General features: G+C 70.8%; 12 protein-coding genes and 1 pseudogene. 4 read left to right on the top strand and 9 right to left on the bottom strand.

What is annotated here, in order from left to right:
- Positions 1 to 2 precede the first annotated feature (2 nt).
- The 6 genes from WH85_RS17365 to WH85_RS17340 all read right to left on the bottom strand — a co-directional run bounded on the left by WH85_RS17365 (position 3) and on the right by WH85_RS17340 (position 6,040).
- Complete coding sequence (locus WH85_RS17365) at positions 3 to 926, bottom strand: phosphodiester glycosidase family protein (RefSeq protein ID WP_245673977.1); 924 nt, start codon at positions 924 to 926, stop codon at positions 3 to 5.
- 52 nt (positions 927 to 978) lie between these two features.
- Positions 979 to 1,842 carry a helix-turn-helix domain-containing protein gene (locus WH85_RS17360; RefSeq protein ID WP_045742983.1) on the bottom strand — a complete coding sequence of 288 codons (864 nt, stop codon included), beginning with the start codon at positions 1,840 to 1,842 and terminating at the stop codon, positions 979 to 981.
- 32 nt (positions 1,843 to 1,874) lie between these two features.
- Complete coding sequence (locus WH85_RS17355) at positions 1,875 to 2,669, bottom strand: SAM-dependent methyltransferase (RefSeq protein ID WP_045742920.1); 795 nt, start codon at positions 2,667 to 2,669, stop codon at positions 1,875 to 1,877.
- A 245-nt stretch (positions 2,670 to 2,914) separates the two neighbouring features.
- Positions 2,915 to 4,702 (bottom strand): carbohydrate-binding domain-containing protein, encoded by a 1,788-nt coding sequence (locus WH85_RS17350; protein WP_045742919.1) that lies wholly within the window; start codon positions 4,700 to 4,702, stop codon positions 2,915 to 2,917.
- Between the two features lie 13 nt (positions 4,703 to 4,715).
- The gene (locus WH85_RS17345; protein ID WP_045742918.1) at positions 4,716 to 5,468 is read right to left on the bottom strand and encodes a polyphosphate polymerase domain-containing protein; all 753 of its coding nucleotides are present in this window, start codon (positions 5,466 to 5,468) and stop codon (positions 4,716 to 4,718) included.
- Positions 5,465 to 6,040: a DUF4956 domain-containing protein gene (locus WH85_RS17340; RefSeq protein ID WP_045742917.1), complete on the bottom strand. Its 576-nt coding sequence runs from the start codon at positions 6,038 to 6,040 to the stop codon at positions 5,465 to 5,467. The genes WH85_RS17345 and WH85_RS17340 overlap by 4 nt, the downstream gene beginning before the upstream one ends.
- Before the next feature lie 162 nt (positions 6,041 to 6,202).
- Here WH85_RS17340 and WH85_RS17335 point away from each other — a divergent pair, with 162 nt between their 5' ends.
- The 4 genes from WH85_RS17335 to WH85_RS17320 are packed head-to-tail and all read left to right on the top strand — an operon-like array spanning position 6,203 to position 10,145.
- A complete protein-coding gene (locus tag WH85_RS17335; protein ID WP_045742916.1) occupies positions 6,203 to 7,594 on the top strand; it encodes a ferredoxin reductase family protein in 1,392 nt (463 codons plus the stop codon).
- A gap of 14 nt (positions 7,595 to 7,608) precedes the next feature.
- Positions 7,609 to 8,016 (top strand): FMN-binding protein, encoded by a 408-nt coding sequence (locus tag WH85_RS17330; protein ID WP_045742915.1) that lies wholly within the window; start codon positions 7,609 to 7,611, stop codon positions 8,014 to 8,016.
- Positions 8,017 to 8,046: 30 nt separating this feature from the next.
- Positions 8,047 to 8,751 (top strand): response regulator transcription factor, encoded by a 705-nt coding sequence (locus WH85_RS17325; protein WP_045742914.1) that lies wholly within the window; start codon positions 8,047 to 8,049, stop codon positions 8,749 to 8,751.
- Positions 8,748 to 10,145 (top strand): HAMP domain-containing sensor histidine kinase, encoded by a 1,398-nt coding sequence (locus tag WH85_RS17320; RefSeq protein ID WP_045742913.1) that lies wholly within the window; start codon positions 8,748 to 8,750, stop codon positions 10,143 to 10,145. Before WH85_RS17325 ends, WH85_RS17320 begins: the two co-directional genes overlap by 4 nt.
- Positions 10,146 to 10,445: 300 nt before the next feature.
- Here the strand turns inward: WH85_RS17320 and WH85_RS17315 are convergent, their stop codons facing one another.
- The 3 genes and pseudogenes from WH85_RS17315 to WH85_RS17305 all read right to left on the bottom strand — a co-directional run.
- On the bottom strand, positions 10,446 to 11,459 hold the full coding sequence (locus WH85_RS17315) for a HEAT repeat domain-containing protein (protein ID WP_052720511.1): 1,014 nt from the start codon (positions 11,457 to 11,459) through the stop codon (positions 10,446 to 10,448).
- A 29-nt stretch (positions 11,460 to 11,488) separates the two neighbouring features.
- On the bottom strand, positions 11,489 to 11,665 hold the full coding sequence (locus WH85_RS17310; protein WP_211275387.1) for a DUF397 domain-containing protein: 177 nt from the start codon (positions 11,663 to 11,665) through the stop codon (positions 11,489 to 11,491).
- Between the two features lie 43 nt (positions 11,666 to 11,708).
- Positions 11,709 to 12,047 (bottom strand): annotated as a pseudogene (locus WH85_RS17305) (DUF5753 domain-containing protein); the annotation flags it as partial.
- Between the last annotated feature and the right edge of the window lie 24 nt (positions 12,048 to 12,071).

Here is a 12,071-nt window from a genome sequence, read left to right as displayed (position 1 = left end):
GGTCAGCCCGCCACGTAGAGGATGTCGCTGGTGCCGCGTTCCCTGCCCTTGCCGAGCGGGTTGTTGACCAGCCCACCCGAGAAGATCATCGCGGAGGAGCCGCCGCCGTCCAGGTTGTACGCCACCCGCGCCCCGCGGTCGACGAAGATCTTCGCGAACTCCGGCATGGTCACGCCGACGCTGTAACCCTGTGCGCGGCCGTCCACCACCACGAACAGCAGATGATTCTCGGCGACCAGGCCGATCCCGGTCCGCGGCTGCCGCCCCTGGATCGAGTGGTTGCCGACGTTGGTGTCCACCTCGACGGCGTCGATGCCGTCGATCGCGGCACCGTTCTCGACCAGTCCCGGGCCGAAGGACAGGGTGTTCCACACCCCGGCGGCGAGCAGTTCGTCGGCGGTGGTCGCGGTCTCGTCGTACAGCTTCATCGAACCGTCGGCGTAGAGCGCGAGCCCCTGCCGGGCGCCGCTGTCGCGGAACTTCACCCCGTTGCGGATCACGATGCCGGTGTCCCGGAACCCGTAGTAGTCGCCGTTGATCGCGAGAACCGCGTTGACCGAGGAGGCGATCTCCGACGGGTTGGCGATGATGTTCTCGCCGAACTGGTCGCCGGCGAACGCGGACCGCACGATCGTCGCGTCGGTGACCTGCACGTCCGCGACGAAATAGGTCAGCGAGTCGGTGGAGACCGTCTCGATGGAGATCTTTGCGGTGTCGCTGGTGTACGTGGTGGCGGTCGCGGTGCCGCCGGTGGCGGCCTCGGCGGCGGCCACGTTCTGCGCGGCGATGCTCGACGCGTTGCTGACCTCGACGTGGTCGATCACGTACCGGTCGAGTGCCCAGGCGCTCCCGCCGGCTGCGGCGGCGAGAACGCCCAGACCACCCGCGAGGACGTTGCGGCGGCTGAACTTCCGGGGATTCGTCACATCCCGCAGTCAACCCGCGGATCTTGTGGGTCCTCTGTGACCCGGTTATGTCTTAACCGGAGAGGATCCCCTGGAGGATGTCGGGTGTACGGCTGGGGTGCTCGGCCTCGATGAAGAGCCGCCCGATGGCCGCCGCGTACATGTCGACGTCCTCGCGTTTCTCCAGGTAGAGGCCGCTGGTGAGGTGCTCGATGTAGACCACGTCGGGCAGCTTCTCGTGCGGGAACCGCAGGATGCTGAACGCGCCGCCGGCGGCCGCGTGCCCACCCCGGTCGAACGGCATCACCTGCAGCCGGACGTTCGGCGAGGCGCTGATCTCGAGGAGGTACTCGATCTGTTCGCGCAGCACCGCCCGCCCGCCGATCGGCCGCCGCAGCACCGCCTCGTCCAGCACCGCCCACAACCGGGGCGCGTCCGGCCGTTGCAGGACCTGCTTGCGGGCCATCCGCAGTCTCGCCCGGCGGTCGATCTCGTCCGGGTCGGCGCTGTCATGGCCGAGGCGGATCACGGCACGGGCGTACGCGTCGGTCTGCAGCAGTCCGGGCACGAACTGCACCTCGTAGGTGCGGATCAGCTCGGCCGCCTGCTCCAGGTCCAGGTAGTTCTGGAACCAGGTGTCCAGCACGTCGCCGTACGCGTGCCACCAGCTGGGCGCGTTGGCCTGCCGGGCCAGCCCCACCACCCGCCGGTGCTCGTCCGGGTCGTCGACGCCGTACAGCCGGAGCAGGTCGACGATGTCACGTTCCTTGAAGCTGACCCGGCCCAGCTCCATCCGGCTGATCTTGGATTCGGAGCCGCGGATGCTCCAGCCGGCCTGATCCCGGCTCAGCCCCGCGGCATGGCGCAGGGAGCGCAGATGCGCACCCAGCTGTAACCGGCGCACGGTCGAGCCGCCGCCGTCGTGGTTGTCGGACACCTCGACCTCCCCCGCGGGGGGCTGTATCACGTTCAGGACTTGCGGCCGACCGCGCAGAACTGCGAGATCGCCGCGGCCTCCGCCGCGTCCGGGTCCGGACGCCAGCGGGTCACCGCGACCACGCCCGGCTCGATCAGCTCGAGGCCCTCGAACAGGGCCGCGATCCGTTCCGGGCTGCGCAGATGATACTGAGGATTGGCGGAGAGGTTCCAGATGCGGGTGGCCTCCCGGACCTCCTCGTCGGTGTCGCTGCCGTCGTACATCGCCAGGTAGCTGCCGGGGGCGAGCCCGTCCAGCAGCCGGCCGATCAGCGACTTGGCCTCCTCGTCACTCTCCACGTGACCGAGAATGCCCATCAGCAGCAGGGCCACCGGCTGCTCGAGGTCGAGCGTCGCCGCGGCCTCGCGCAGGATCGTCGCCGGGTCGCGCAGATCGGCCCGGACGTAGGCCGTCGATCCCTGCGGGGTGCTGGTGAGCAGGTCTTTCGCGTGCTCCGCCACGTAGGGATCGTAGTCGACGTAGACGATCCGGGCGTCCGGAGCGACCGCCTGGGCGACCTCGTGCGTGTTGTCCGCCGTGGGCAGGCCGGCCCCGACGTCCAGGAACTGCCGGATCCCGGCCTCGCCGGCCAGGTGACGGACGGCCCGGGCCAGGTAGCGGCGCGAGAGACGGGCGTGTTCGGCGAAGTGCGGGAGCGCGGCGGTGATCTGATCGCCGACGGCCCGGTCGACCGGGAGGTTGTCGGTCCCGCCGAGCAGATAGTTCCAGATCCGTGCGGTCTCCGGCGTCTTGTCCAACTCGGAGTGTTCTGGCTCGGGCACGGCCACATCCTCGTGGTGAACGATCGTCTGTTGTGGACGAAGCATACTCGCACCCGATCTCGCGCCCGGGTGGGCCGGGGCGTCCTCCTGTGAGATCTCGTGTCCGAGGTTGAACAGGCGGACAGCGAACGGCCCGCGGAACCGGCATGAGTCCGGTTCCGCGGGCCGCTCTGGCGGGGCGACCGCCGGGGGTCTCCGGCGCGGACGGGACGGGGGTTCCCCCGCGACGGCCGGCGATCGTCCCGCAGGGATCAGCGGGGCCCGCCGCGCCCGCCGGCCGGCGCCTCGCCCGCGGTCACCGTGGCGACCTCGGTGGCCGAGCCGAGCGTGCCGGACGCGGACAGCCCGCCGGTGCTCGCGCCGTCCGCGGTGCCGCCGCTGTAGACGGAGTACGACGTACCGCTGGTGATCGCCGACGACGAGTAGACGATGTTCTGCATGCTCTTGCCGGTCACGAACGTGGCGACCACGGTGCCGTCGCCGTCGACGATCTGCAGCGTGGTGCCGGCCGCGACGGTGTCGTCCAGCGTCGCGGACAGCCAGCCCTGCTCCGAATCCGTGCCCGGCGCCACCGCCATGCCGGAGCTGCCCGCCGCGACCAGGGTGCCGCCGCTGATGCTGAAGGTGCCGTTCACGTCGAGCGCGCCGTTGCCGTTGCGCTCCGGGCCGTTGACCACCACGGTGCCGCCGGTGATCGTCGCGACGCCGTTGGAGTCCAGGCCGTCGCCCTCGGAGTCGATCACCAGCGTGCCGCCGCCGACCGTGACGGAGAAGTCGCCGACCTGCTCGCCGCCCGGCCCGCCGCCGTTCCCGCCGCTGTCCTCCTCGGTCGAGTCGTTGCCCGCGGCGTTGACCCCGTCGTCGCTGGACACCACGCTCGCGGCGCCCGAGTTGAGCACGATGTGCGCGCCCTCCAGCCCCTCGACGGCCGAGGTGACCTCGACCGTGCTCTCGTCGATGATCAGCTGGCCCTCGGCGTGCACGCCGTCGTCGCCGCTGGCCACGGTGACCGTCGCGCCGTTGAAGTGCACCGCCCCGTCGCTGTGCACGGCGTCGTCGGACGAGTCGGCGGTGATCGTGCCGCCCTCCAGGACGGTGAGCACGCCGGACTTGAGGCCCTTGGCCGAGACGTCCTCGCCGGGCGCGGTGCCGTGGCCGCCGCCGGAGACCACCGCGACGGTGCCACCGGTGACCACCAGGTCGGTGGCCGCGTCGATGCCGTCGCCGGCCGACGTGACGGTCAGCGTGCCGGCGGTGACCGACACGTACCCGGCGTCGGTGTCCTCGTCGTTGTCGGCCTTCACCCCGTCGCCGCCGGCGGTCACCGTGATCGTGCCGCCGTCGACGACCACGTAGTCCTTGCCGCGCAGGCCGTCGTCCTTCGCCGACACGGTGACCGTGCCGGACGCGACGAGCAGGCCGTCCTTGCTCGCGATGCCGTCGTTGCCGTTGCCGGTCACGGCCAGTGTGCCGCCCCCGGTGATCGACAGGTCGCCCGCGCTGAACAGGGCGGCGTTGACGTCGGCGCCCTCGGCGTACGACGAAGTGTCGGAAAGGGTGTTGGTGGTGCCGTCGGCGAGCTGCACCACGAGCTGATCCACCTCGGTGGCGGCGATCGCGGCGGAGGTGGAACTGGTGATGTCCGCGCCGTCCAGGATCAGCACCACGGTGGCGTCCGCGGCGTTCACCACGATCTGGCCGTCGGTGAGCGTCCCGCTGATCCGGTACGTGCCGGCCGCGGTGATCGTGACGGTCGACCCGTCCACGGTGACGCCCTCGGCGGACGAGGTGGCGGAGGTGCCGCTCAGCGTGATGTCCGCGGCGGTCCCGGCTTCGGCAGTGGTGTGCGCCGACTTGTCGGCAGCCAGGACGGTTGCGGCGTCCTGGGTGCCGTCCACGGTCGACGCGTCGACGGTGGTGACCGCGGCGGTCTCGGCGGCGGCGGTGCTGTCGGTACTGCTCGACGAGCACCCGGCGATCAGGGCGGCGGCGAGGACGGCGGAGCTGACGGCGGCGATCAGTCTCTTACGGAGGCGCATCGGGAGCTTCCTTCTAGAACGAGAAGTGGCGGCGAAGGACCGGGTGCCACTTGTTGGCGGGCAGTTCGGGACGCAGAGCGGCGAGACCGGTGGCGTACTTGGAGATCGAGCAGGGCCGGTGATGCAGGGACCAGAGCAGCCGGTCGACGTCGGACGCGGCCCGGGCCGACTTGGTCTCGACGATCACCGAGTCCGGCATCCGGGCGACCCGGCCGTCCGGCAGTTGCCAGGTCAGGTCGGTGTCGACGGTGACCCGGCTGCCGGTGGAGGGGACGAAGAGCGTGGTGCGGCGGTAGAACGTGGCCATCACCGGGCGGAACTCGTACCCGGCCGGGGCCAGGCCCGCCTCGGTCAGCACGGAGTCCGCGTGGGCACGGCCCTCCGGGCCGAGGGTGCGGCCGTCCCCGGCGTACGGGATCCGCTCCTTGGCCGTCATCCCGCGCGCCGCCCGGGTCTTCACCTCCACGAAGTGCGCGCCGGTGTCGAGGTAGCTGCGGATCCGGATCTTGAAGCGGCGCCGCCGTCCGTGCGCGGCCGCCAGGTAACTGTCCAGCGCCGGGGTGTCGAAGTAGATCGAGCGGTAGCCGAAACTCTGCTCGGCGCCGATCTGCAGGACCCGGACGTCGTGCGGCATCCGGTCCAGCAGCATGGGCAGCTCCGTGGCGGGCAGCAGGTACTTGCGGTCCAGCCGGGTCAGCAGCTCGGCCTCGCCGACCAGCTCGTCCAGCGAGATCGGCCGGAACCGGCGGATGGCGGTGGCGATCATCCGACGCTCACCCGCTCGCGGACGCCGACCGGGGCGAGGTAGCGGACGTCGACCAGGGAACTGTCGTTCACCAGGTCGATCTGCTTCACCACGATGCTCGTCACCTGGCCGCCGAGCAGGCTCTCCAGGTGGGCGCGCAGCGCGGTCTCGTCGGTGAACGCGACGTCCAGCCGGATCTGCTGGCTGCGGTGGCGGCGCAGCAGCGACGGGTGGTCGCCGACGAACAGCGCCGCGATGACCAGCAGCATCAGGCTGCCGGTGAGCACGGTCGGCGCGCCACCGAGCCCGGCGATCAGGCCGAGGGCGAGCGCCGCGAAGTAGTAGGCGATCTCGTGCTGGGCGATCTCGTCGGAGCGCAGCCGGATGATCGACAGCACGCCGAAGAGACCGAGGCCGAGACCCGCGCCGACCGTCGTGGAGTCGGCCAGCACGATCGTCACCGCCAGGACACCGACGTTGATGCCCAGGAAAGCCGCGACGAGATCCCGCCGGCGGTGCCGCGGGAAATAGACGCCGAACGTCAACAGGGCGATCGCGACGAGGTCGGCCGCAACGGCGAGCAATGTGGTCACAGGATTTCCTTCAGCCGGAATTCATCAGGTGTTCCCATTGGGACCGATGATCCTGTCGGAATCCTGTGAAAGCTCTATGGCAACGGCCTGATCGGCGTTCTCTTAGAAAACGTTTAATGTCATCAGGCCCCGCTCTTAGGAGCCGCGGTCAGTTTTGGTGACATGACCGCCACCGCCGTGACCGCACTGCACCGCAAGCCCCGGGACACCCCACGCTGGTGGGCCGACGCCGGCGGGGTGATCGCCGGCCTGAGCCTGCTCGTCGTCACCGCCCTGTGGGTGAGCAACGGCGGGCTGTCGGACATCGCGGCCGGCGGCGCCGAGACGATCACCGCGATCGGCCGGCTCACCGGCCTGTACGCCTCCGACCTGCTCCTGCTGCAGGTCCTGCTGATGTCGCGGATCCCGTTCGTGGAGAAGGCCTTCGGCCAGGACAAGCTCGCCCGCTGGCACCGGATGACCGGTTTCACGTCGTTCTGGCTGATGCTGACCCACATCATCACGATCACCATCGGGTACGCGTACGGCACCACGAACGTGATCACCCAGTTCGTCGACCTGGTCCTCACCTACCCCGGCATGCTGCTCGCCGCGGCCGGCACGGTGCTGCTCCTGCTCGTCGTCGTCACGTCCGTCCGGGCCGCCCGCCGCAGACTGCGCTATGAGTCGTGGCACCTGCTGCACCTGTACGCGTACCTCGGTGTCGGACTGGCCCTGCCGCACCAGATCTGGACCGGCGAATCCTTCACCGGCTCGGCGGCCGCCCGCACGTACTGGTGGACGCTGTACGCGGTGTCGGCGGGCGCCGTCGTCGCGTACCGTCTGATCCTGCCGTTGATCCGCAACCGCAGGCACCGCCTGACGGTGAGCCGTGTGGTTCCGGAAGGACCGGGTCTGACCTCGGTGTATCTCACCGGTGAGCGTCTCGCCGAGATGCCCGCCCGCGCCGGGCAGTTCTTCCACTGGCGGTTCCTGGACGGACCCGGCTGGACCCGCGCCAACCCGTTCTCGCTCTCGGCCACCCCCGACCGGGACGCCCTGCGGATCACCGTGAAGAGCCAGGGCGACGGCAGCAGCCGGATCGCCGCCCTCCAGCCCGGCACCAAGGTGATCTTCGAGGGGCCGTTCGGCAAGCTGACCGGCGAGAGCTACACCGGCGGCCCGGTGGTCATGATGGCCTGCGGCATCGGCATCACCCCGCTGCTGTCCCTGCTCGGCGAACTGCCCTACCACGCCGGCGAGGCCACCCTGATCTACCGGGCCCGCACCGAGGACGACCTGGCCTTCCGCGACGAACTGGAACGGCTCGCCGCCCAGCGCGGCCTGCGGATCGTGCCGCTGGTCGGCCCGCGCCCCACCGGACGCTCCTCCTGGCTGCCCGCCGCGGTCGCCGACCACGGCGACGCCGAGGCGCTCGCCCAGTGCGCCCCGCAGATCGCCGCCGCGCACGTCTACATCTGCGGCCCCGAGGCCTGGGCCGCCGCCGCCCGCACCGCCGCGATCGAGGCCGGCGTCCGGCCCAAGCGCGTGCACACCGAGCTGTTCTCCTGGTAAGGAAGGTCCCCGACATGCGACGCGTCTCCCTCTGGATGCTCTCCACCGTGGCCGCGCTGGTGCTGCTCTTCAGCTACCGCACCAGCACCGGAACCTCCGCGGTCACCGCTTCGTCCACCGTCGCCTCCTCCGGCGCTGCGGACGGCGACACCTACACCGGCGACACCGTGCAGACCCAGGAAGGCGACATCCAGGTCGTCATCACCGTCGCCGACGGCAAGATCACCTCGGTGTCGGTGCCGGTCTACCCCAGCGGCAGCGCCCGCCACGAACAGATCAGCGGCAGCGCCGTCCCCACCCTCGTCGAGGAGACCCTCGCGGCGCAGAGCGCGGACATCGACTCGGTGTCCGGCGCCACCTACACCAGCGAGGGCTACAAGGAGTCGCTGCAGACCGCACTCGACGACGCCCAGCTGACATGACACCCTGACCGCCCTGGCAGGGTAGGGGGCATGCGGATCCTGGTGGTGGAGGACGACGCGGCGGTGCGCGACTCCCTGGCGCGCACCCTGCGGTTCCAGGGATATCAGGTGGAGATCGCCGGCGACGGCCTGCACGCCCTCGAAGCGGTCCGCGACAACGAGCCGGACGCCCTGATCCTCGACGTCAACATGCCCCGCATGGACGGCCTGGAAGCCTGCCGCCGGCTCCGCGCCGAAGGCGTCCTCGTCCCGGTCCTGATGCTCACCGCCCGCGACAGCGTCGGCGACCGGGTCGCGGGCCTCGACGCCGGCGCCGACGACTACCTGGTCAAACCGTTCGCCCTCCAGGAACTGCTGGCCCGGATGCGGGCACTGCTGCGGCGTTCGGCCCTGTCCACACCGACCGGGGACGGCCTCTCCTCCCTTGGTGACGGCCTCTCCTTTCTTGAGGTACGCCTGAATCCGCGTACTCGGGAAGCGTGGCGCGGCGACCGCCCGCTGCGCCTGACCCGGACCGAGTTCGAGATCCTCGAAGTGTTCCTGCGCCACCCGCGACAGGTCCTCTCCCGGGCGGCCCTCTTCGAACAGGTCTGGGGCTACGACTTCGGCGAGGGCTCGAACAGCCTGCACGTCTACCTCGGCTACCTGCGGCGCAAGCTGGAGGCCGACGGCGAGGCGCGGCTGCTGCACACCGTTCGTGGAGTCGGATTCGTGCTACGGGAGGAACCGCTGTGAAACGGTGGTGGCGGGCACGGACCCTGCACGACCGGCTGTCGCTGCTGGTCACCGGGGCGGTCGCGGCGGCCGTCCTGCTGGTCTCCGGCGGGGCGTGGCTCACCGTCCGCGAGATCCAGGAAGGCAAGGTCTCCGCGGAACTCCTCGCCGACGCCGGGACGATCGCCGAGAACCCGGCACAGTGGCTGGCCACCCAGAGCACCCGCAAAGGCCCCGACCCCGGACCCGGCCACAAGGAGATCGGCCCCTGCTGGCAGATCATCGACGAGACCGGCGCCGTCATCGGCGGCAGCGCCACCCCGCTGCCGGTCACCGACACCGCCGCGGCCATCGCCGCCGGCGGGAACGAGGAGACCCAGGAGGTCGTCACCCTCGGCCCCGGCGACTACCTGATGCTGACCGTGCCGGTCGACGGCGGGGGAGCGGTCCAGGTCGCCCTCGACCAGGACCCGGACAAGCGGGTCCTGGCCCTGTTCGCGGCCCTCCTCGCCGTCGGCTGCGCGGCCGGGATCGCCGGCGCCGCCCTGCTCGGCCGCACCGTCTCCCGCGCCGGCCTGGCCCCCGTCGACCGGCTGACCGAAGCCGTCGAGGACGTCGCCGTCACGATGGACCTGACCCGGCCGATCGACGTGGCCGGCGACGACGAGATCGCCCGGCTCGGACGCTCCGTCAACGCGATGCTGACCGCGATCGACGCCTCCCGCAGCGCCCAGCGCGCCCTGGTCGAAGACGCCGGCCACGAACTGCGCACCCCGCTGACGAGCATCCGCACCAACGTGGAACTGCTGCTGGCCGTGGAACGCCAGCCGGAACTGGCCCACCGGCTGCCCCCGGAGGAACGCGCCCAGCTGCTGCACGACCTGGACGCCCAGGTCCGCGAACTGACCACCCTGACCACCGAACTCGTCGAACTGTCCCGCGAGGAGGGCAGCCGCGAAACGATCGAACAGGTCGACCTGGCCGAGGTGGTGACCGCCGCGATCAACCGGGTCAGCCTGCGCGCCCCCGGCCTGACCTTCGACACCGAGTTGAGCCCGCTGACCGTCCTGGGCCGCCCCGGCGAACTCGAACGTATGGCCGTCAACATCCTCGACAACGCCGCCAAATGGAGCCCGGCCGGCGGCACGGTCCGCACCCGCCTGCACGCCGACGGCCCGGGCGGCGCCCGCCTGACGGTCGCGGACAACGGCCCGGGCATCGCCGCTTCCGACCTGCCACACGTCTTCGATCGCTTCTACCGCTCGACGGCGGCCCGCGCGACGCCCGGCTCCGGCCTGGGCCTGGCGATCGTCGCGCAGACGGCGGCCCAGCACGGCGGCGCGGTGAGCGCCCGCGCCAACCGCCCCCACGGCACCGTCGTCACCGTCCGCCTGCCCGCCACCCCCGCCGGCTAGACGCGTTTCGTCATCAGGGTACGAAGCCCATCCGCGTGGTGATTTCGGGCGTGCTGGACGCCCCAATTCACCACGCCCCTGGTGGTGTGGTGATTTCGGGCGTGCTGGACGCCCCAATTCATCACGCCCGTGGTGGTGTGGTGATTTCGGGTGTGCTGGACGCCCCAATTCACCACACCCGTGGTGGTGTGGTGATTACGGGCGGGCTGGACGCCTCAATTCACCACACCCGTGGTGGGGTGTGGTGTTCTCGGGAGGGATGGGCGGCTGAAGTCACCACGCGGACCCTGATGACGGCCGCTACTCGAGCATTTTGAGTAGGCCCCAGTAGGAGTGCCAGGTCGACGACTCGTAGCCGTCCTCCTGAGCCAGCCGTTGCAACTCCTCCAACGCCCGGCCGTCCCCGCGCCGCGCGAGGCCGATCGCCGCCTCGGCCCGCAGATGCCGATCGTCGTCGGCCAGGTGGAGGGCGAGCAGCTCGCGAATCGCGGGCACGTCGGCCGGACCGTGGGACAGCGCCGACAGCGCCACCCGTCGCACGGTCGGATCCTCGTCGTGGGTCAGGCCGAGCTGCGCCGCGAGAATCTCGGCCGGCTGCCCGTCAGCATCGGTCATGAGTTCGCCGGCGACCCGGCACCGCACGTCGACGCGGGGATCGCGGGCGAGCGGGATCAACTCGGGCATCGCCGGCCGGTCGTCGAGGAAGTTGGCGTACGCGCCGATCACCGAGCTGAGCGTCGCACCGTCGGACTCCACCCCGAAACGGTCGCGCAGCGCCCCGACACAGGCTTTCCCCTCCATGTCGAAGCTCATCCCGTGCAACAGCCCGGCGGCGAACCGTCGCGCCATCGGATCCGGATCGCTGAGCTTGCCGGCCGCCCACTGAGCGCTCTCGTCGACCGGCACCCGGCGGCTGATCGCGACCTCGACCTCCGACCAGTCCTGAGACTCCGGGTCGCCCGACCAGAGCGCGCGTTCGAGCAGTTCGTCCCGCGGCGCCCGGAGGCCGATAGCCCACTCGACGAACGTGACGATCGCCCGGTGCGCGAGTCGCACCTCGACCCGGCGGCCATCGGGCGCGACGGCGCGGACCCACCGCACGGTCGGCAGATACTCCTCGAACGTCAGCACCCCGGTCTCGACCGTCGCGTCCGGTGCACCGAGCCGTTCGCGCAGTTCGGTCGCCGGGTCGCGGCCGAACCAGGCACGGGCCGTCGCCAAGACCCGCAGCAGCACGTCGTGCGGCGGCGGATCGGCGTTGATCAGCTCGCGCAGCAGGTCCAGATCCCCGTCGTCGGCCGCCTTCTCGATCATGCGCCCGTTCCGGTCAGGCGAGTGGCTGCTCAGAGGAGGTTCTCCTCCCGCACTCCCGCGACGAACGCGGCGCGTTCGCCCGGAGTGAAGAACAGAATCGGGCCGTCCGGGTCCTTGCTGTCCCGCACCGCGAAGCCGCCGTCGGGCAGATCGGCGACCTCCACGCAGTCGCCGCCGCTGCCGACGAGCGGTTGCCCTTGCGCCACGCCAGATCGTTCCGGTCGAGGTGGTCGTAACCCTTGTCAGCCATCACTTCATCTCCTCGGCTGCCGCTCTGATCAAGTCCAGTGACTCCCGGTGCGGAGCGGCTTTCTCCCGCACGTCCTCCCAGGCGTCTCGGTACAGTTCGACCTCGGCTCGGTCATCCAGATAGAGCGTCCTGCCCAGGATCTCCACGCAGGCTACGTCTCCCGCTTCGCTGTCGGCGAAGCGCAGCACCTGAAAACCGCCGACCTCGGGCATGTACGCGCCGGCCGCGTAGGGGAGCACCTGCACCTGAACGTTGGGCTGGTCTGCGGCTTCGGCGAGACGGGCGAGCTGCTCGTGCATCACCTGCCGGCCGCCGATCGCGCGGTGCAGGGCCGCCTCGCCGACGAGTACCCCTGAGTAAAG

Source organism: Actinoplanes rectilineatus (assembly GCF_000962825.1).
GTDB classification, from domain to species: Bacteria; Actinomycetota; Actinomycetes; order Mycobacteriales; family Micromonosporaceae; genus Actinoplanes; species Actinoplanes rectilineatus.
The sequence above is the reverse complement of the archived record's forward strand: the minus strand, read 5'-3'. Positions and strand labels throughout refer to the sequence as shown.